The organism is Streptomyces sp. NPDC004542, from assembly GCF_040610035.1.
GTDB lineage: Bacteria > Actinomycetota > Actinomycetes > Streptomycetales > Streptomycetaceae > Streptomyces.
Genome location: NZ_JBEXLP010000090.1, coordinates 1 through 19,254, shown reverse-complemented (window position 1 = coordinate 19,254; position 19,254 = coordinate 1). Strand labels below are relative to the sequence as shown.

Genomic DNA, 19,254 nt, shown 5'->3' with positions numbered 1-19,254 from the left:
GTCCATCCCCGGCGCCGAACGGTCCACGGCGCAGCCCCTGTCGGGACGATACACCAGTATCGTCACTCAGGGACATAGCTTCTCTACGCTCCGTGACGATCAACGGCAAGGCGCGTACACACCGCGTCCACAAGGTCGCGGAGGGTACGCGAAGCGGACTACGCCCCTGCCGGGGAGCCTGTCGTGAGGATCACGTTGCGCAGGGGCTCCCGGTTCACGAAGCGGCTCAACTGGTCTGCCAGCAGCCGCTTCGCACGCGGGAGGAAGGCCGAGGTGGGGCCGCCCACGTGCGGGCTGATCAGCACGCCCGGTGCCCGCCACAGGGGGTGCTCCGCGGGCAGCGGCTCCGGGTCGGTGACGTCCAGGGCGGCGGTGAGGCGCCCGCTGTCCAGCTCCGCGAGCAGCGCCTTGGTGTCGACGACGGGCCCCCGGGCCACGTTGACCAGGAGCGCTCCGTCCTTCATCCGGGCCAGGAAGTCGGCGTCTACCAGGCCCCGGGTATGCGCTGTCAGGGGAGTGGCCAGGACGACGACGTCGGCCTCCGGGAGCAGGGAAGGCAGTTCGGTGAGCGGGTGCACCGGACCGCGCTCCGTGGTGCGCCTTGAGCGCGCGACGCGCACCACCCGCGCGAGCTCGAACGGCGCGAGCCGGTCCTCGATGGCGGCGCCGATGGATCCGTAGCCGACGATGAGAACGGTCCTGTCGGCAAGGGCGGGACGGAAGCCGGCGAGCCACTCCCCCTTGTCCTGCGCCCGTACGAAGTCGGGGATGCCGCGCAGCGAGGCGAGGACCAGGGTGAGCGTGAGCTCCGCGGTGCTGGCCTCGTGCACCCCGCGCGCGTTGCACAGCCGTACGCCGGGTCGCACCTGGCGCAGGCCCCGTTGCACGTGGTCGACACCGGCGGACAGCGTCTGCACGACCTGCAACGAGCGCATGTACGGCAGCGGGCGTACGCACAGGGGGCTGGGCTTCATATAAGGCACTACGTAGAAGGCGCAGTCGGCCGGGTCCGCGGGGAACTCCTCCTCCCCGTTCCAGAACCGGTAGGCGAGGCCCTCGGGGAGCCCCTCGATCTCCTCGGCCCGCACGGGGAGCCACACGTCAGCAGTCATGCCCTGGAGGCTAGGGCCTTTCCGGCGGGTCGGGCCGGAAAAAATCGGCGGCACCTTGTCGACTCGGGTGAGCGGGGGCCGGGGCGTGCAGCTGCGAGGCGGAGGAAGGCGCCGATGCGACGGGGGCCCCATCCGCTCGAGCGAAGCCGGGAGTGGGGGAATCGGCAGCCGACGACAACGCCGCGGATATGCGTGCCGGTCCCCGCCTCTCCGGCCGGGCCGGCCGGGAAGGCCCCAGGTCAGGCGCGTACGGGCGCAGAGGTTAGGTTGGGGACCGGTCACAGGGAGGTTCACGGCAGGTGGAGCGCAGGACGATCGGCGCGGGGGCGCTCGCGGTGGGGGCCGTCGGACTCGGGTGCATGCCGATGAGCTGGGCGTACAGCGGATCGCGGCAGCGGGGCGAGGAGTCGGTCCGGGCCGTGCACCGGGCACTGGACCTGGGGTCGACGCTGCTGGACACGGCCGACATGTACGGGCCCTTCACCAACGAACTGCTGCTGGGCCGGGTGCTCAGGGAGCGCCGGACGGACGCCTTCGTGTCGACCAAGGTCGGCCTGCTGGTCGGTGAGCAGCACATCGTGGCCAACGGGCGGCCGGGCTACGTGCGGCGGGCGTGCGACGCCTCGCTGCGCCGGCTGCAGACGGACGTGATCGACCTCTACCAGTTGCACCGCGCGGACCCCGAGGTGCCGGTCGAGGAGACGTGGGGCGCGATGGCGGAGCTCGTCCGGGCCGGGAAGGTACGGGCGTTGGGCCTGTGCGCGGTGGGTGCCCGGGCCGGCCGCCGGGCGGGCAGCCGGCTGCACGACGCCACACTCCGCCAGCTCGAGCGGGTGCAGCAGGTCTTCCCGGTGAGCGCGGTGCAGGCCGAGCTGTCGGTGTGGTCACCGGAGGCGCTGGACGGGCTGCTGCCCTGGTGCGAGGCCCACGGGGTCGGTTTCCTGGCCGCGATGCCGCTGGGCAACGGTTTCCTGACCGGGACGCTGACCCCCGGCGAGGGTTTCGAGCCGGACGACGTCCGCGCCCGCCATCCCCGGTTCACGGCCGAGATGATGGCCGCCAACCAGCCGATCGTCGCCGGTCTGCGCCGCGTCGCGCGCCGGCACGGCGAGGAGGTGACCCCCGCCCAGGTGGCCCTGGCGTGGGTGCTGGCCCAGGGCCGCCACGTCGTCCCCGTCCCCGGTGCCAAGCAGGAGCGCTGGGTGGCCGGGAACGCCCCGGCGGCCGGGCTCCGCCTGACCCCTCAGGACCTGGCGGAGGTGGCTCGGCTGCCTCCGGCGCAGGGGTCGTGGGACTGAGCCGGCCGCCGCGCGCCGGGATGCCGCGGCGCGCGGGGGAACCCGGGCCCTGACGGGCGGTGTGTGAGGGAGAGTGGGGTTCCGCCGGAACCGCCGCTGTGAAAGGACCATGATCGTGCAACCTCGAGCTGTGACGGCCGTGTTGGCCGCGGCCGCCCTCCTGCTGGCGGCCGGCTGCTCCTCGGACGGGGGGTCGGCGCCGGGCGGGGGGTCGGCGCCGGGCGGGGGCGGGAGGACGACGGCGGGAGCGTCGCCCGGCGCGTCCCCCTCGGGGCGGACGGCCGAGCCGACACCGCCCGCCCAGGGCACGGTGAAGGTGCTGCGCACGGTCGCCGAGGGGCTGAAGACCCCGTGGGGTCTCGCTCCCCTGCCGGACGGCGGCCTGCTCGTCTCCTCCCGGGACGACGGGACGATCGTCCGGGTCGACGGGAAGACGGGCCGCAAGACGGAGCTGGGCAAGGTCTCCGGGGTCTCCCCGGCCGGTGAGGGCGGCCTGCTGGGCATCGCTCTCTCCCCGGACTACGCCTCGGACCACATGATCTACGCCTACTTCACCTCGGCCTCGGACAACCGCGTCGTCCGCATGCTCTACGACGCGCACAAGCCCGCCGGCGAGCAGCTCGGCGCCCCCGACACGGTCTTCAAGGGCATCCCCAAGGGCTACATCCACAACGGCGGCCGGATCGCCTTCGGCCCGGACGGCATGCTCTACGCGGGCACGGGAGAGAGCGGACGGCGGGACCTGGCCCAGGACAGGAAGTCGCTCGGTGGCAAGATCCTCCGGATGACCCCGGAGGGCGAACCGGCCCCGGGCAACCCCTTCCCCGGCTCGCCGGTGTACAGCTACGGGCACCGCAATGTGCAGGGCCTGGCCTGGGACGGCAAACAGCGCCTGTTCGCCTCGGAGTTCGGCCAGGACACCTGGGACGAGCTGAACGCGATCAAGCCCGGCGGCAACTACGGCTGGCCGGACGCCGAGGGCACGTCGGGCGACTCCAGGTACATCAACCCCATCGCCCAGTGGCACACCGACGACGCCTCCCCCAGCGGTATCGCCTACGTGGACGGTGTCATCTGGATGGCCGGTCTGAAGGGGCAGCGCCTGTGGCGCATCCCGCTGGACGGCACGAAGGCCTCGGCGGCCCCGCAGGCCTTCCTCACCGGCGAGTACGGCCGCCTCCGCACGGTGGCGGCGGCGGGCGGCGACAAGCTGTGGCTGGTCACCAGCAACACGGACGGCCGCGGCAAGCCCAGGAGCGGGGACGACCGGATCCTGGAGCTGCGGGTGAGGTGAGGGCCAGGGGTTCGCTTCCGGCCGCCCCGGCCTGCTCAGGACTCGGCGGGCTCCTCCCCGGGTCGCCTCGGCAGCCGGACGACGACCTTTCCGGAGGCGAGGTCCATCGGTCCGCGTCCGGGGTCACCGTCGCCGACGTCCTCCCGGTTCAGCTCCAGCCGGTTCTGCTCGTCGCGGGTGTGTTTGCGGCCGGGCGCGAACAGTTCCTCGAAGACGTCGAACACGCGCTGCCTCCCTCGGCTGGCGTCCCGTACAGCGTAAGCCTCACCCCGCTGCCGGGGACGCGGGTGTTACGGCCGGGAACAACCCCAGCCGATAGGCCACCGCCGCCGCCTCCCCGCGCCCGGAGACGCCGAGCTTGCCCAGGATGTTCGACACGTGGACGCTTGCCGTCTTCGGGGAGATGAACAACTCCTCGGCTATCTGACGGTTGGTGCGTCCCGCGGACACCAGCCGCAGGACGTCCCGCTCCCGGCTGGTCAGGCCGAGCGACCCGGCGGGGTCGGCGGCGCTTTCCCGCCGGGGGGCGCGGGCCGGGGCGAGGCGGGCGCGCTGGGCGAGCAGGGTGACGGCCTCGGCGAGCGGGCGGGCGCCCAGGTGGCCGGCGACGGCCCCGGCGAGGCGGAGCAGTTCCCTGGCGCGGTCGCGCTGGTCGTCGCCACCGTCCGACAGCAGGGTCTGGGCGAGCCGGTACCGGACCCGGGCGAGGTCGTAGGGGCGCTCCAGGCACTCGAAGGCGGTGACCACCTCCGACCAGGTGTCCGCGGTGTCCTCGCCGGTGGCGCGCAGCAGTTCGGCGCGGGTCCATCTCTCGTACGCGTGCCAGACCGGCAGGCCGGTGGTGAGTTTCCGGGCGGCCCCGGAGAGGAGGCCGAGGAACTCGGCCCGGCCCTCCGTCGTGGCGGGCAGGGGGCGGGCGTCGGCCTCGGCGGTGGCGGCGGCCAGCAGCAGCGGCCAGGCATAGCGGTGCGTACCGGGCGGGAAGCCGGAGTCCACGGCGCGACGCAGTTCGGCGCGGGCGTCGAGCAGCCTGCCCTCCGCCGCGGCGATGCCGATGGCGATGCGGGCCATGGGCAGCCAGTGCTGGGGCATGGGGTCGTGGGGGCCGTAGTGGGCTCGGGCGGTGGCCAGGTGGCGAGCGGCCTCGGCAACGTCGCCCCGGCCGGACGCGAGGTCGGCGAGGCGGAGGGCGCCCACGCCCCGGGTCGTGGCGCCGTGGCCCACGGCGAGCGCGTGGGCGGCGGCGTCGGTGGCCTCGTCCCAGTGGCCGAGCACGTACTGCGCCGCGGAGAGGTTGCCCCACACCCACGCCTCGGAGTCCAGCTGGCCGGACTTGCGGGTGAAGGCGATCCCTTCCCGCAGGATGGGGACGGCCTCCCTGACGCGGCCCACCGACTGCAGTTCGCTCGGCAGGTTCACATAGGCGCGGCTCGCGACGTGTGTGACGCCTTCCGCGAGTGCCTGCTCCTTGACCTCGCGCATCCGGGCGAGGCCGGCTTCGGTGTTTCCCGCGTCGACCATGAGGCCGCCGAGGGTGAGGCGGGCGTGCAGCTCGGTCTCCCGGGCGCCCACCATCCGCGCGTACTCCACGGCCCGTTCGGCGGCGGCGAGGGCGTCGGGTCCGGGCTCGTGCAGCATGGACCAGTTGGCGACGTAGGCGAGGACCTCGGCGTGCACCTCCGACGGCGGCAGCCCGCGGACCAGTTCCTGCGCGGTGGCCAGCTCCTTCCAGCCGTCGCCGCGGGCCTGGGCCTGGACGAGCCGGGAGCGCTGTACCCAGAACCAGGCGGCGCGCAGGGGGTCGTCCTCGTCCTCCAGCAGCCGCAGCGCCCGCTTGGCGATCTTCACGGCGCGTTCCCGTTCCCCGCAGAAGCGGCCCGCGACGGCCGCCTCCGCCATGAGGTCGAGGTAGCGCAGGGGCGTGGTGGCGGGGTCGCAGCCGCAGGGCGGGTAGTTCTCGGTGTAGTCGACGGGGCGCAGGGCGGTCCGCACGTCCGCCGGAGCGAGGTCCCACAGTTCCATCGCCCGCTCCAGCAGACGCAGTTGCTCGCTGTAGGCGTGCCGGCGGCGGGCGACGACGGAGGCGTCCAGGACGGCGGGCAGGGCCTTGGCCGCGTCGTGGGCGTGGTACCAGTAGCTGGCCAGGCGCATCACGCGTGCGTCGGCGGGCACGAGTGCGGGGTCGGCCTCCAGGGCTTCGGCGTAGCGGCGGTTGAGGCGGGAGCGTTCGCCGGGCAGCAGGTCGTCGGCGACGGCCTCGCGGACCAGGGAGTGGCGGAAGCGGTAGCCGTCGCCGGCGGGTGCGGCGCTGAGGAGGTTGGCGTTCACGGCGGCGCGCAGCGCCTCGATGAGGTCGTCCTCCGGCAGGCCGGCGACGGCGGCGAGGAGCCGGTGCTCGACGGTGGAGCCGCCTTCGGCGACGATCCGGGCGACCCGCTGGGCGGGTTCGGGCAGGGCCTCGACACGGACGAGGAGCAGGTCGCGCAGGGTGTCGGTGAGGCCCGCGCAGCAGCCTTCACAGGAGGCGACGGCGAGTTCCTCCACGAAGAAGGCGTTGCCGTCGGAGCGTTCGAAGATCTCGTCGACCTGGGCGGGGTCGGGTTCGGTGGCGAGGATGCCGGCGATCTGACGGCCGACCTCCTCGCGGGTGAAGCGGGCGAGTTCGAGGCGGCGGACGGTGCGCAGCCGGTCGAGTTCGGCGAGCAGGGGGCGCAGCGGGTGGCGGCGGTGGATGTCGTCGGAGCGGTAGGTGGCGAGGACGACGAGACGGCCGGTGCGCAGGGTGCGGAAGAGGTAGGCGAGGAGGTGGCGGGTGGAGGCGTCGGCCCAGTGCAGGTCCTCGAGGGCGAGGACGACGGTGCGTTCGGCGGCGACGCGTTCCAGGAGGCGGGCGGTGAGTTCGAAGAGGCGGGCCATGCCCTGCTCGTCGTGCCGGCTGGAGGTGGCCTCGCCGAGTTCGGGCAGCAGTCGGGCCAGTTCCTCCTCCTGTCCGGCGGCCGCGGCGGCCAGTTCGTCGGGCAGGGCCTGGCGCAGGGTGCGCAGGGCGGTGGAGAAGGGGGCGAAGGGCAGCCCGTCGGCGCCGATCTCCACGCAGCCGCCCAGCGCCACGACGGCGCCGTGGCGGCATGCGGCGGTGGCGAACTCCTCGACGAGCCGTGTCTTGCCGACGCCCGCCTCGCCGCCGACCACCAACGCCTGCGGCTCCCCCGCGGCGGCACGGGCGAGCGCGTCGTTCAGGGCGCCCAGTTCGTCGGCGCGGCCGACGAAGACGGGACTGACGGATCTGGTCTCCACGGGCCCGAGCATCGCATGCGGGCCGGAGGGGACGGCACGGGTTTTCCACAAGGCCGGCGGGTTCGTCGTACGACCATACGGAAGCGGGCGGCCATCCCCCGTCCGGCCGCCCTCCGCCGCCCCCGCCCTCATGCGGCCCGGGTGAGCCGGTCCTGGTGCGGGCGGCGGGTATCCGGCCCGGTCCCGGCGGCGCGGCGGGCCGCCTCCTCGCGGCGCGCGGCACGCCGGCCGCGTACCGCCTCGCGGGCCAGGCGCTCGGCCTCGGCCCGGCGGTGCAGCTCGGTGGAACGGGCCTGGTGCAGTTCGAGCTCGAACATGGTGTCTTCCCTGGTGAGAGCCGGCTTCCGGATCGGTTCCGGCGATGTCTCCACCTTCGTCTCCGAGGGAGGTGTGCCGCATCGGGAAAGTTCCGCATCTTCGGCGGGCCGGCGGGGCCGGGACACACGTAAGGGGCCTCAGGCGGTCCGTACGGTGGGCACGGTCGGTCTGAGGCCCCTCAGTCAGCGGTGGTTCAGCTCGTGGAGGGCAGGGCGAGCAGGGCGTCGGAGTACTTGAGGACGGCCAGGAGCAGGCCGATGACCCCGAGGGAGACGCCGGCCCAGGCGACCGACTTGATCCACGCGGCCTGGGGCTTCCCGGGGGCCCCGAAGGCGGGCCGGGCCAGGACGACGACGCCGGTGATCAGCGCGGCCAGCGCGAACAGGCCGGCCCAGAACGCGGTGGTGTGCCAGGCGTCGCCGTAGACCTCCTTGACCTGCTTGGCGATGCTCGCTCCCGAGGAGGTCTGCAGCTGGCCCACGAGGGTCTCGCGCGCGGCGGCCACCGTGCCGATCCAGCCGCCGGTGAGCGAGACCAAGCCCAGGGCGGCGGAGACCACGGCTCCGGCACCCTGTCCGACACCGGAGGGGCCCGCCTCCTCGGTCCCGCCGGCCGGCTCCTCGCCGCCGGTCTCCGCGTGCTCGGCCGTCACCCCGTCGGCGGCGCGCTCCTCGGCCCGCTCGTCGCCGGTCCTGGTGACGTCGGCCGTGGCCTCGTCCTTCTTGGCGCCGTCCTTCTTGGCCCCGGCGCCGGTCTCGGCTTCGTCCACTGTCTTCGTTCCCATGCCTCGCACCGTACGGACGCTGTCTGAGAGGTCCCTTAACGATCGTCTAATGACCGTCGTGGGCGGCACGCACGCGTGCCGTACGCCACTCGGGGGCAAGGACCGACCAGATCTCGGTACTGGTGCGCACGCCCCGGTGGGGATAGTTCTCGCGGAGCACGCCCTCGCGGGTCATGCCCAGCCGTCGCGCCACGTTGATGCTGGGTTCGTTGGCCGACGACACGTGCCACTCCACACGGTGCATGCCGCGCTCGTCGAACGCCCAGTCCAGCAGGACCCGCATGCCGCGCGTGACGAGCCCGCGCCCGGCGGCGGAGGGTTCCAGCCAGCAGCCGGCCTCGCAGACCCCGCTGGGCGTGTCCCAGACCCGGAACAGCAGCCCGCCGACCAGCCTGCCGTCCAGCCACATCCCGTGCAGGCCGCCGGCGTCCGCGGCGCGCTTGTCGGCGTAGGAACGCAGCCAGGCGCGGGCCGACTCCAGGTCCGTCACGACGTCCGGCAGGCCGACGTGGCGGCCGACGAAGTCCCGCCCCCGGTCGATGTTGGCGATGAGCTCCTCGGCGTGCCAGGACTCCAGGGGGCGGAGTTCGGCTCCGTCGTCACCCAGGGATATCGCGTACATCGCGCTGCCGCTCCTTCTGAGGTTCCGTCACGATCCGGGTGAGCCTCTCATGGCGGGGCCGGCGTCGCCCGCGCTCCGTCACCCCTCGGGGCCTTTCAGTCGAACTGGTCTCCGAGTGCCATGATCATCGTGCCCGCGATCAGCAGCCACAGCGCCCACCGGGTACGGCCCCTGGCGCCCAGTACCCCGGCGAGCGCGCACACGCCGGCACCGGCGGCGTACGCGGCCGGCACGAAGGCGGGGACGGAGTCGCCCAGACGCATCAGCGAGGCGGTGGTGCCGGCCAGCGTCAGCACGGCTCCGGTGCCGGTGGCCGTCCAGCGAGCCCGGCGCGCGTCCTCGGCGGGATCCTCGGCCTGCTCCTCCGCGAGGTCCTCCGCGGCGTCCTCCGGGAGGTCCCGGTCCCCCACACCCTTCACCCCGGCTGTCCCGGGCCACGTGCCGGAGTCGGTACGTCCACTCATGGCGGGCGAGCGTAGTACCTGTCGCCGAGCGGTCCAGGTGCGAGGAGCGGCTTCGACCTCTGTCGAACTGTTGCGCATACCTTTCCCGTACGCGGCGGGCGCGGAGCCCGTTCACCGCTGGCGTGGGAACGGCCCCGGAGGTCCTGCCTCCGGGGCCGTGCACCGTGGGGTCTCAGCCCTCGCCGACGCCGAGCTTCTCCAGGATGAGCTCCTTGACGCGGGCCGCGTCGGCCTGGCCCCGGGTCGCCTTCATGACCGCACCGACCAGGGCGCCGGCCGCGGCCACCTTGCCGCCGCGGATCTTGTCCGCGACGGCCGGGTTGCCGGCGATGGCCTCGTCGACGGCGGCGGTGAGCGCGCCCTCGTCGGAGACGACCTTCAGGCCGCGCTTGTCGACGACCTCGTCCGGGGTGCCCTCGCCCGCGAGCACGCCCTCGATGACCTGGCGGGCCAGCTTGTCGTTCAGGTCACCCTTCGCGACCAGTTCGGTGACCCGGGCGACCTGCGCCGGGGTGATCGCCAGCTCGTCCAGGGACGTGCCGGACTCGTTGGCGCTGCGCGCCAGTTCACCCATCCACCACTTGCGGGCGGAGGCGGCGTCGGCACCGGCCTCGATCGTGGCGACGATCGGGTCCAGGGCTCCGGCGTTGAGGATGGCCTGCATGTCGGTGGCGGAGATGCCCCACTCGGCGAGCAGCCGGGTGCGGCGGGCCAGCGGCAGTTCGGGCAGCGCGGCCCGGATCTCCTCGACCCACTCGCGGGACGGGGCCACCGGGACGAGGTCGGGCTCCGGGAAGTACCGGTAGTCCTCGGCCTCTTCCTTCACCCGGCCCGAGGTCGTCGACCCGGTGTCCTCGTGGAAGTGGCGGGTCTCCTGCACGATCGTGCCGCCGGAGGAGAGGACGGCCGCGTGCCGCTGGATCTCGAAGCGGGCCGCGCGCTCCACGGACCGCAGGGAGTTGACGTTCTTCGTCTCCGAGCGCGTGCCGAACTTCTCGCCGCCCTTGGGCATCAGCGAGAGGTTCACGTCGCAGCGCATCTGGCCCATCTCCATGCGGGCCTCGGAGACGCCGAGCGCCTTGATCAGCTCGCGCAGCTCACGGACGTACGCCTTGGCCACCTCGGGAGCGCGGTCGCCGGCGCCGACGATCGGCTTGGTGACGATCTCGATGAGCGGGATGCCGGCGCGGTTGTAGTCGAGGAGCGAGTGCGAGGCGCCGTGGATCCGGCCGGTGGCGCCGCCGACGTGCGTCGACTTGCCGGTGTCCTCCTCCATGTGGGCGCGCTCGATCTCCACGCGGAAGGTCTCGCCGTCCTCCAGCTGCACGTCGAGGTAGCCGTTGGAGGCGATCGGCTCGTCGTACTGGGAGGTCTGGAAGTTCTTCGGCATGTCCGGATAGAAGTAGTTCTTCCGGGCGAAGCGGCACCACTCGGCGATCTCGCAGTTCAGCGCGAGACCGATCTTGATCGCGGACTCGACGCCGGTCGCGTTGACGACCGGGAGCGAGCCGGGCAGGCCGAGGCAGGTCGGGCAGGTCTGCGAGTTGGGCTCGGCGCCCAGTTCGGTGGAGCACCCGCAGAACATCTTGGTCTTGGTGCCGAGTTCGACATGGACCTCGAGGCCCATGACGGGGTCGTACGACGCAAGCGCGTCCTCGTACGACACCAGGTCGGTCGTGGTGGTCACGGTGAAACTTCCCTCTCAGCCCAGCAGGACGTCGTCGTCGCCCAGCCGCTTCAGCTCGCGGTACAGGATGGCGAGGCCGGTGACGATGGCGGCGGCGGACACGGCGGCGTCGATCAGGCGGAGCGTGTCGCTCTCCAGGCGGGCCTTCTTGGCCTGCTTGGCGACGCCGACCGCGCCGAACGCGGTGGTGGCCATGGACAGGTACAGACCGGACTTGGACTTCTTGAAGCCCTTGGCCTTCGACAGTGCCTTGGTCACAGCGACGGAGCCTCCTCGAGCAGCGGGTGCCCCCACCTTTCCACGAACGCGGCCTCGACGGCGGCACCGACCTTGTACAGGCGGTCGTCCTTGAGCGCCGGGGCGATGATCTGCAGGCCGACCGGGAGGTTGTCCTCCGGGGCGAGACCGCAGGGCAGCGACATGGCCGCGTTGCCCGCCAGGTTGGTCGGGATGGTGCACAGGTCGGCCAGGTACATCGCCATCGGGTCGTCGGCGCGCTCGCCGATCGGGAAGGCGGTGGTCGGCGTGGTCGGCGAGACGATCACGTCGACCTGCTCGAAGGCCTTTTCGAAGTCGCGCGTGATGAGCGTGCGGACCTTCTGCGCGCTGCCGTAGTAGGCGTCGTAGTACCCGCTCGACAGGGCGTACGTACCGAGCATGATGCGCCGCTTGACCTCGGGGCCGAAGCCAGCCTCACGGGTGAGGGAGGTGACCTCCTCGGCCGAGTGGCTGCCGTCGTCGCCGGTGCGCAGGCCGTAGCGCAGGCCGTCGAAGCGGGCGAGGTTGGAGGAGCACTCGGACGGCGCGATCAGGTAGTACGCCGACAGGGCGAGGTCGAAGGACGGGCAGTCCAGCTCGACGATCTCGGCGCCGAGTTCCTTCAGCAGCGCCACGGACTCGTCGAAGCGCTGGATGACGCCGGCCTGGTAGCCCTCGCCGCGGAACTGCTTGACGACGCCGACGCGCATCCCGGCCACGCTGCCGTTGCGCGCGGCCTCGACGACCGGCGGGACCGGGGCGTCGATGGAGGTGGAGTCGAGCGGGTCGTGCCCGGCGATCACCTCGTGCAGGAGGGCCGCGTCCAGGACCGTACGGGCGCAGGGGCCGCCCTGGTCGAGGGAGGACGAGAAGGCCACCATGCCGAAGCGGGAGACCGCGCCGTACGTCGGCTTCACACCGACCGTACCGGTGACGGCGGCCGGCTGGCGGATGGAGCCGCCGGTGTCGGTGCCGATGGCGAGCGGCGCCTGGAAGGAGGCGAGCGCGGCGGAGGAGCCGCCGCCGGAGCCGCCGGGGATCTTGGTGAGGTCCCAGGGGTTGCCGGTCGGCCCGTAGGCGCTGTTCTCGGTGGAGGACCCCATGGCGAACTCGTCCATGTTGGTCTTGCCGAGGATGACCACGTCGGCGGCCTTCAGCCGCTTGGTGAGCGTCGCGTCGTACGGCGGGATCCAGCCCTCGAGGATCTTCGAGCCGACGGTCGTGGGCACGCCCTCGGTGGTGAAGATGTCCTTGAGGGCGAGCGGGACGCCGGCCAGCGGGCCGAGCTTCTCGCCCCGCGCCCGCTTCTCGTCCACGGCGCGGGCCTGGGCGAGGGCGCCCTCGCGGTCCACGTACAGGAAGGCGTGCACCTTCTCGTCGACGGCCTCGATGCGCGCGAGGTGGGCCTCGGTGACCTCGACGGCCGTGAGCTCACCGGAGGCGATCTTCGCGGCGGTCTCGGCGGCCGTCAGCCTGATGATGTACGTCATGGGATTCAGTCCTCCCCCAGGATCTGCGGCACCTTGAAACGCTGCTGCTCCTGGGCCGGGGCGCCGGACAGCGCCTGCTCGGGGGTGAGCGAGGGACGGACCTCGTCCGGGCGCATGACGTTCGTCAGCGGGAGCGGGTGCGAGGTCGGCGGTACGTCTTGGTCGGCGACCTCGCTGACGCGGGCGACCGCGCCGATGATGTCGTCCAGCTGTCCCGCGAAGTGCTCGAGCTCTTCGGGCTTCAGCTCCAGACGCGCCAGCCGGGCGAGGTGGGCGACCTCCTCGCGCGTGATGCCAGGCATGCAGCGTTCCTCTGGGGTGAGTGTGTGTGGTTTGGCCCAATCCTATGGGGCGGGGGCGGGTGCCCGTGAAACGGTTTGCCGCCGCGCCCCGGACTCAGTGCCGGCGCCCGTCCCAGGCCTCGCTCTTCAGGAAGTGGTTGTCGTACAGCTCCTGCACCTCCAGGAGGCTCTCCGGGGTGGCCTCGCCCAGGGCCTGCACGGGCTGGTCACACTCATGCGCAGCGGTCGGCTGCCGGAAGAGGCCCACGACCGCCGTCTGTCCCTGCTGATCAGCCGCTTCGCCGGGGAGCGCCTGCCCTGAGGGTCACTCGGCGGCGGGCAGCGCGGCGCGCGGCCGCTGCCAGCCCCGCGACCCGCGGGCCAGCAGCCAGGCGGTCGTCTCCTCGGGGGGCATCGCCGCGGCCACCAGCCACCCCTGTACGGCGTCGCAGCGCAGGTCCCGCAGGCGTTCCCAGGTCTCGTCGTCCTCTACGCCCTCGGCGACGACGAGCAGGCCGAGCGAGTGGGCGAGGTCGACGGTGCAGCGGACGATCTCCGCGTCCTCGGTGTCGACGGCCAGCCGCGCCACGAACGAGCGGTCGATCTTCAGCTCGCTGACCGGCAGCCGGCGCAGGTGGACCAGCGAGGAGTACCCGGTGCCGAAGTCGTCCAGGGACATCTTCACGCCGTGCCCGGTCAGTCCGGCGAGGGTGTCGGCGGCCCGCTGCGGGTCCTCCAGCAGCACGTGCTCCGTTATCTCCAGTTGCAGCGCTCCCGGGGGCACTCCGTGCCGGGCCAGCCGCGCGGCCACCGAGCCCGCGAACCCCGGGGTGTGCACGTCGCGCGGGGAGACGTTGACGGCCACCGGCACGAACAGGCCCTGCGCGCGCCACTCGGCGACCTGCCCGAGAGCGGTCTCCAGCACGTACTCGGTCAGGTACGGCATCAGCCCCGAGGACTCGGCGATCGCTATGAACTCGTCCGGCGGCACCTTCCCGCGCTCCGGGTGCACCCAGCGGACCAGCGCCTCCAGACCGGCCACCTGGCCGTCGAAGCGGACCTTGGGCTGGTAGTGCAGCTGGACCTCGTGCGCGTCCAGCGCCCGGCGCAGGTCGCCCAGCAGGCCCAGCCGGTCGGGCGTGTTGGAGTCCCGCTTGGACTCGTAGACCTCCACGCCCGTACGGTCCCGCTTCGCCTGGTACATCGCCACGTCCGCGCGGCGCAGCAGCCCTTCGGCGTCCAGGGCGTGGTCGGGGAAGACGGCGACGCCCGCACTGGCCTCCAGGACGAGGGTGAGCCCGTCGAGGTCGAGCGGGGAGCTGAGGGCGGTGACGAGGCCGCGGGCGACCCGGGTCGCCGATGTGGTGGAGTCGGCGACGGGCAGTAACACGGCGAACTCGTCGCCGCCGAGCCGGGCGGCCTCCGCGCCGCGCGGCAGTGCCAGGCGCAGCCGGTCCGCGATCTGCAACAACAGCCGGTCACCGGCGAGATGACCGAGGGTGTCGTTCACCGAGCGGAACCGGTCCAGGTCGATCAGCATGAGGGCGGCGCGGGCGCCGATGCGCTCGGCGTCGTCGAGGGCCGTCCAGATCCGCTCCAGGAGCCACTGCCGGTTGGGCAGCCCGGTCAGCGGATCGCGCAGCTGCTCCTCCGCCCGGGCCCGGGCTATCCACAGGGTGGAGTCGAGCGCGATGAGCGGGATGGCGAACAGCGGGAGCAGCAGCGGCTGGGCGACGGCGACCACGCACACCAGTGGGGCGATGCCGATCAGCGCCACGGCGACCAGCCCGTGCCGGATCAGGGCGGTGCGGGCGACGGTGGGCAGACCGCCGCGCGGGGCGTGCAGGTACCACAGCAGGAGGCGGGTGACGGCGAGGTAGGCGGCCGCGACGAGGACGACCTCGGGGACGGTGGCGAGGGTCCAGCTCGCGGGATTCCAGGGCCGCTCGATGGTGGGTACACGGCCGAAGGCGCCCAGCACCAGGGCGCCCGCGCCGATGCCGAGGATGTCCACCGCGCCCTGCAGCACCCCCTGGCGCCGGCGGTGGTGGCGGGCTATGCCGACCAGGACGACGACGGTGAGGCTGACCATGCCGGCGGGCACCCAGCCGTACAGCAGCAGGACGGCGAGGGTGAGGGCGGCGCCGGAACCGGTGCCGCCCCACCAGCGGGAGCGGCCGAGCATGACCAGGTGGCCGACGATGACGCCGGTCAGCACGGCCAGGGACCAGCCGACCGCGCCGGACGGGAAGAGCGCGTGGCTGCCGGTGAACGCGCGCAGGAAACCGGCGCCCAGGGTGACGGCGGCGGCCGCCACGACGGCCGCGGGCAACGCGGGCCAGGACACGTGCCGTTCGGGTTCGGCCCCCCTCGACACGGCGGGCTCGACGGCCAGGGGTACGGGGGTGGTGCGCGCGTCCGTCGCGGTGGGCGGCCCGGCGGCGCGTCCCCGCGCGCCCGGGCGCTCCGCGGTCCGCCCCGGCCACCGGCTCGCCCGCCATGCGTCCGTCATGCGGCGCAGGCGCAGCCGGGAGTCCGGAGCGGCGCTCTCGGTCGGTTCCATTCCCGTCCCTCTCACAACCGGCGGTGCCCACGCCACGCGGCCCGATGCCCGACAACCATCAGCGGCTCCGCGGTGGAAAGCCCTTCCTCCCGCTCCGCACGGGCGGGGGGATGCCCCGACCGCAGCTGGGCACGGCAGGCGCACACCTCAACAGTAGGCCGCGGAACGCTTCCACGGGCAGCGGTCGCCGACGGTTGCCCGAATGCACCCTGGCCACCCGTATGCATCTGATATGCACCGTTCGCGAGGCCTTCAACCGCTACTCCCCGGTCGGAAGCGCGACTTCGGCCGCCGCCTCGGGCCCCTGTTCCAGAAGGACGCCGAAACCGTCCTCGTTCAGGACCGGCACCTTGAGCTGCATGGCCTTGTCGTACTTCGATCCCGGGTTGTCACCCACGACGACGAAGGACGTCTTCTTCGAGACGGAACCGGTCACCTTGGCACCCCGGCTCTGCAGCGCCTCCTTGGCTCCGTCGCGGGTGAAGTTCTCGAGCGTGCCGGTGACGACGACGGTCAGCCCTTCCAGCGGACGCGGTCCCTCGTCCTCGCCCGAGGCCGCGTCCTCCAGCGGGACGCCGGCCGCCTTCCACTTGCGGACGATCTCGCGGTGCCAGTCCTGGGCGAACCACTCCTTCAGGGCCGCGGCGATGATGGGCCCGACGCCGTCGGTCGTCGCCAACTCCTCCTCGGTGGCCTGTTCGATGCGGTCGACGGAGCGGAACTCGCGCGCGAGGGCCTGCGCCGCCACCGGCCCCACATGGCGGATGGAAAGGCCGTTCAGGAAACGGGCCAGCGGACGGGCCCTGGCCGCCTCGATGTTCTGCAGCAGCGCGAGGGTGTTCTTCTTCGGCTCGCCCTCCTTGTTGGCGAAGACCGTGACGACCTTCTCCTCGCCCGTCCTGGGATCCCGCTTGGGCAGACCGCTGTCCGGGTCGAGCACGTACGCCTTGATGGGCAGCAGCTTCTCCACCGTCAGGTCGAACAGGTCGCCCTCGTCCACCAGCGGCGGATCGGCCGGCTCCAGCGGACGGGTCAGAGCCGCCGCCACCACCCCGCCGAAGTGCTCGATGTCCAGGCACTCGCGGCCCGCGAGATAGGAGACGCGCTCCCTCAACTGGGCAGGACAGGTACGGGCGTTCGGGCAGCGGAGGTCGACATCGCCCTCCTTCATGGGCCGCAGCGGCGTACCGCACTCGGGGCATTCGCCCGGCATCACGAACTCACGCTCACCGCCGTCGCGCAGGTCGACGACCGGGCCGAGGATCTCCGGGATCACGTCACCGGCCTTGCGGATCACCACCGTGTCACCGATCAGAACACCCTTGGCCTTGACGACGTCCTGGTTGTGCAGCGTGGCGAACTCGACCTCGCTGCCCGCGACCGTGACCGGCTCGACCTGGGCGTACGGCGTGACCCGGCCGGTGCGGCCGACGCCCACCTTGATGTCGATCAGCTTGGTGTTGACCTCTTCCGGCGCGTACTTGTACGCGATGGCCCAGCGCGGGGCGCGGGCCGTGGAACCGAGGCGTCCCTGGAGCCGGATCTCGTCGAGCTTGACCACCACTCCGTCGATCTCGTGCTCCACGGAGTGGCGGTTCTCGCCGTAGTAGGCGATGAACTCCCGTACACCGCCGAGGTCGTCGACCACCCGGTTGTGCCGGGAGGTGGGCAGGCCCCAGGTCCCCAGCAGCTCGTAGGCCTGGGAGAGCCGGGTGAGACCCTCGTAGCCCTCCAGGGCGCCGATGCCGTGGACCACCATGTGCAGGGGGCGGGTGGCGGTGACGCGCGGGTCCTTCTGCCGCAGTGAACCGGCCGCCGCGTTGCGGGGGTTGGCGAAGGGCTTGTCACCGGCCGCCAGCAGGCGCTCGTTGAGCTCCGCGAACTTCTCCATCGGGAAGTAGACCTCGCCGCGGATCTCCACGAGGTCGGGGACGCGGTCGCCCCGCAGACGGTCCGGGATCTCCGCGATGGTGCGGACGTTGGGGGTGATGTCCTCACCGGTGCGGCCGTCCCCCCGGGTGGCGGCACGGGTGAGACGGCCGTGCTCGTAGGTGAGGTTGACGGCGAGGCCGTCGACCTTCAGCTCGCACAGGAAGTGGTACTCCTGGTCGCCGAGTTCACGGGCGATGCGGTCGGCCCAGGTGGCGAGGTCGTCGTCGTTGAAGGTGTTGTCGAGGGAGAGCATCCGCTGGCGGTGCTCCACCGACGTGAAATCCGTCCGGTAGGACCCGGCGACCTTCTGGGTCGGCGAGTCCGGCGTGCGCAGTTCCGGGTGCTCCTCCTCCAGCGCCTCCAGAGTCTTCAGGAGCCCGTCGAACTCGGCGTCGCTGATGACGGGGGCGTCCTTCACGTAGTACCGGAAGCGGTGCTCCTCGATCTGCTCAGCGAGCTGCGCGTGCTTCTCCCGTGCCTCGGCGGGCACTGCCGTCTCCGCCTGCTGCTTGTCGCCGGCCACCGTGTGGTCCTCCCGTTACTCTGGGTTGTCCGCGAGGGATCTCGCCGCCTGGGCGCAGTGGGCGAGCGCCCGGCGCGCGTACTCCGGCGAAGCGCCCGCGAGTCCGCACGCCGGGGTGACCGTGACCGCCTGGGCGAGAAGCCCCGGATGCAGCCCCAGCCTGCGCCACAGCGTCCTGACACCCATGACGCTACCGGCAGGGTCTGACAACGGGCCGTCCGTGCCGGGCACGACTCCGGTCAGCAGCCGGGTGCCGCCCTCGACCGCCTCACCGATCGCCTCGTCGTCACGCTCGGTGAGGAGTGAGAAGTCGAAGGAGACCCCGGCCGCGCCCGCCCGGCGCAGCAGGGCGAAGGGCACGTCCGGGGCGCAGGAGTGGACCACGACCGGGCCGGGCGCGTGCACGCCGACCAGGTCGCGGAGCGTGGCCTCGACGATCTGCCGGTCCACCGCGCGGTGGGTGCGGTAGCCGCTGGCGGTCCGCACCTGGCCGCGCAGGACGGCGGTGAGGGAGGGTTCGTCGAACTGGAGCACGAGCTGGGCGCCGGGGACGCGGCGCCGGACCTCGGCGAGGTGCTGCCGCAGGCCCTCGGCGAGGGAGGCGGCGAGATCGCGGCAGGCGCCGGGATCGGAGAGGACGGCCTCGCCGTTCCTGAGCTCCAGGTTCGCCGCCAGCGTCCACGGGCCTACGGCCTGCACCTTCAGCGGTCCCCCGTACCCCTGCGTGAACTCCTCCAGCGCGTCGAGGTCCTCGCCGAGCCAGGAGCGGGCGCGCTTGGTGTCCCGGCCCGGCCGGTCCCCGATCCGCCAGCCGCTGGGCTCCACGCGCGCGTACAGCTCGACGAGCATTCCGGCGGTACGGCCGATCATGTCGGCGCCGGGACCCCTGGCGGGGAGCTCGGGCAGGAACGGGAAGTCCTCGAAGCTTCCGGTGGCCGTCTTGGCGGCTTCCCGGGCGTCGGTGCCGGGGAGGGAGCCGATGCCGGTGGCGGGGCCGAAGCGAAGGTTGTCGTTCACGGGGTGAAGCCTACGTAGGCCGGAGGGCGGGGGGTGGAGGCCGGGTGCGGGTCGTGCCGGGGGCGGGGTGCGCCGGGGGCGGGCCTCAGGTGTCTCGCCCCCGCCGCCCCTGCCCTTCCCGTCCCCAGGGGCTGCGCCCCTTCGACCCCGCCAGGGGGCCGCGCCCCCTGCACCCCCGCGGGGCTCCGCCCCCGCACCCCGCCGGTGGGCCGCGCCACCGCACCCCCGCGAGGCTCCGCCCCCGCACCCCGCCGGGGCTCCGCCCCGGACCCCGTGGGCCTGAACCGGCCTCGTCCTCTAGCTCCCCCAGAGGGGGC

The 19,254-nt window shown here is 72.9% G+C and carries 16 protein-coding genes and 1 pseudogene; 3 read left to right on the top strand and 14 right to left on the bottom strand.

What is annotated here, in order from left to right; all coding sequences use genetic code 11:
* Positions 1 to 158: 158 nt before the first annotated feature.
* Positions 159 to 1,112, bottom strand: coding sequence for a 2-hydroxyacid dehydrogenase (locus tag ABZX30_RS31775; RefSeq protein ID WP_355939852.1), 954 nt, complete (start codon positions 1,110 to 1,112; stop codon positions 159 to 161).
* 299 nt (positions 1,113 to 1,411) lie between these two features.
* On the opposite strand from ABZX30_RS31775, the gene ABZX30_RS31770 reads away from it, so the two are divergent.
* Entirely contained in the window at positions 1,412 to 2,410 is a 999-nt protein-coding gene (locus tag ABZX30_RS31770; RefSeq protein WP_355939849.1) for an aldo/keto reductase, read from the top strand.
* Positions 2,411 to 2,540: 130 nt separating this feature from the next.
* Positions 2,541 to 3,704 carry a PQQ-dependent sugar dehydrogenase gene (locus tag ABZX30_RS31765; RefSeq protein WP_355939846.1) on the top strand — a complete coding sequence of 388 codons (1,164 nt, stop codon included), beginning with the start codon at positions 2,541 to 2,543 and terminating at the stop codon, positions 3,702 to 3,704.
* Positions 3,705 to 3,739: 35 nt separating this feature from the next.
* On the opposite strand, the gene ABZX30_RS31760 is transcribed toward ABZX30_RS31765, so the two are convergent.
* The 10 genes from ABZX30_RS31760 to gatC form a co-directional block, all read right to left on the bottom strand.
* Complete coding sequence (locus ABZX30_RS31760) at positions 3,740 to 3,928, bottom strand: DUF6191 domain-containing protein (protein ID WP_355939843.1); 189 nt, start codon at positions 3,926 to 3,928, stop codon at positions 3,740 to 3,742.
* A 40-nt stretch (positions 3,929 to 3,968) separates the two neighbouring features.
* Positions 3,969 to 7,010, bottom strand: coding sequence for an AAA family ATPase (locus tag ABZX30_RS31755; protein WP_355939840.1), 3,042 nt, complete (start codon positions 7,008 to 7,010; stop codon positions 3,969 to 3,971).
* A gap of 116 nt (positions 7,011 to 7,126) precedes the next feature.
* A complete protein-coding gene (locus ABZX30_RS31750; protein ID WP_355939837.1) occupies positions 7,127 to 7,315 on the bottom strand; it encodes a hypothetical protein in 189 nt (62 codons plus the stop codon).
* Between the two features lie 194 nt (positions 7,316 to 7,509).
* Positions 7,510 to 8,100, bottom strand: coding sequence for a hypothetical protein (locus ABZX30_RS31745; RefSeq protein WP_355939834.1), 591 nt, complete (start codon positions 8,098 to 8,100; stop codon positions 7,510 to 7,512).
* 46 nt (positions 8,101 to 8,146) lie between these two features.
* Entirely contained in the window at positions 8,147 to 8,722 is a 576-nt protein-coding gene (locus ABZX30_RS31740) for a GNAT family protein (protein ID WP_355939831.1), read from the bottom strand.
* A gap of 95 nt (positions 8,723 to 8,817) precedes the next feature.
* The gene (locus tag ABZX30_RS31735) at positions 8,818 to 9,186 is read right to left on the bottom strand and encodes a hypothetical protein (RefSeq protein WP_355939829.1); all 369 of its coding nucleotides are present in this window, start codon (positions 9,184 to 9,186) and stop codon (positions 8,818 to 8,820) included.
* A 172-nt stretch (positions 9,187 to 9,358) separates the two neighbouring features.
* A complete protein-coding gene (gatB, locus tag ABZX30_RS31730) occupies positions 9,359 to 10,873 on the bottom strand; it encodes an Asp-tRNA(Asn)/Glu-tRNA(Gln) amidotransferase subunit GatB (RefSeq protein ID WP_355939827.1) in 1,515 nt (504 codons plus the stop codon).
* Positions 10,874 to 10,888: 15 nt separating this feature from the next.
* Positions 10,889 to 11,131 carry a hypothetical protein gene (locus tag ABZX30_RS31725; RefSeq protein ID WP_355939824.1) on the bottom strand — a complete coding sequence of 81 codons (243 nt, stop codon included), beginning with the start codon at positions 11,129 to 11,131 and terminating at the stop codon, positions 10,889 to 10,891.
* Positions 11,128 to 12,621, bottom strand: coding sequence for an Asp-tRNA(Asn)/Glu-tRNA(Gln) amidotransferase subunit GatA (gatA, locus tag ABZX30_RS31720; RefSeq protein ID WP_355939821.1), 1,494 nt, complete (start codon positions 12,619 to 12,621; stop codon positions 11,128 to 11,130). The genes ABZX30_RS31725 and gatA overlap by 4 nt, the downstream gene beginning before the upstream one ends.
* 5 nt (positions 12,622 to 12,626) lie before the next feature.
* On the bottom strand, positions 12,627 to 12,923 hold the full coding sequence (gene gatC, locus ABZX30_RS31715; protein ID WP_030231941.1) for an Asp-tRNA(Asn)/Glu-tRNA(Gln) amidotransferase subunit GatC: 297 nt from the start codon (positions 12,921 to 12,923) through the stop codon (positions 12,627 to 12,629).
* Between the two features lie 190 nt (positions 12,924 to 13,113).
* On the opposite strand from gatC, the pseudogene ABZX30_RS31710 reads away from it, so the two are divergent.
* A pseudogene (locus ABZX30_RS31710) lies at positions 13,114 to 13,224 on the top strand (TetR family transcriptional regulator); the annotation flags it as partial.
* A 3-nt stretch (positions 13,225 to 13,227) separates the two neighbouring features.
* Here the strand turns inward: ABZX30_RS31710 and ABZX30_RS31705 are convergent.
* The 3 genes from ABZX30_RS31705 to ABZX30_RS31695 form a co-directional block, all read right to left on the bottom strand.
* Entirely contained in the window at positions 13,228 to 15,465 is a 2,238-nt protein-coding gene (locus ABZX30_RS31705) for a bifunctional diguanylate cyclase/phosphodiesterase (RefSeq protein ID WP_355939817.1), read from the bottom strand.
* A gap of 259 nt (positions 15,466 to 15,724) precedes the next feature.
* Complete coding sequence (gene ligA, locus ABZX30_RS31700; RefSeq protein ID WP_355939814.1) at positions 15,725 to 17,920, bottom strand: NAD-dependent DNA ligase LigA; 2,196 nt, start codon at positions 17,918 to 17,920, stop codon at positions 15,725 to 15,727.
* A gap of 15 nt (positions 17,921 to 17,935) precedes the next feature.
* The gene (locus ABZX30_RS31695) at positions 17,936 to 18,937 is read right to left on the bottom strand and encodes a methionine synthase (RefSeq protein WP_355939811.1); all 1,002 of its coding nucleotides are present in this window, start codon (positions 18,935 to 18,937) and stop codon (positions 17,936 to 17,938) included.
* Between the last annotated feature and the right edge of the window lie 317 nt (positions 18,938 to 19,254).

What these genes read in the sequence shown, in the direction of transcription:
- ABZX30_RS31775 (WP_355939852.1), bottom strand. Translation starts at nt 1,112, where the DNA reads ATGACTGCTGACGTGTGGCTCCCCGTGCGGGCCGAGGAGATCGAGGGG.
- ABZX30_RS31735 (WP_355939829.1), bottom strand. Translation starts at nt 9,186, where the DNA reads ATGAGTGGACGTACCGACTCCGGCACGTGGCCCGGGACAGCCGGGGTG.
- gatA (WP_355939821.1), bottom strand. Translation starts at nt 12,621, where the DNA reads ATGACGTACATCATCAGGCTGACGGCCGCCGAGACCGCCGCGAAGATC.
- ABZX30_RS31705 (WP_355939817.1), bottom strand. Translation starts at nt 15,465, where the DNA reads ATGGAACCGACCGAGAGCGCCGCTCCGGACTCCCGGCTGCGCCTGCGC.
- ABZX30_RS31740 (WP_355939831.1), bottom strand. Translation starts at nt 8,722, where the DNA reads ATGTACGCGATATCCCTGGGTGACGACGGAGCCGAACTCCGCCCCCTG.
- gatC (WP_030231941.1), bottom strand. Translation starts at nt 12,923, where the DNA reads ATGCCTGGCATCACGCGCGAGGAGGTCGCCCACCTCGCCCGGCTGGCG.
- ABZX30_RS31750 (WP_355939837.1), bottom strand. Translation starts at nt 7,315, where the DNA reads ATGTTCGAGCTCGAACTGCACCAGGCCCGTTCCACCGAGCTGCACCGC.
- ABZX30_RS31755 (WP_355939840.1), bottom strand. Translation starts at nt 7,010, where the DNA reads ATGCTCGGGCCCGTGGAGACCAGATCCGTCAGTCCCGTCTTCGTCGGC.
- ABZX30_RS31745 (WP_355939834.1), bottom strand. Translation starts at nt 8,100, where the DNA reads ATGGGAACGAAGACAGTGGACGAAGCCGAGACCGGCGCCGGGGCCAAG.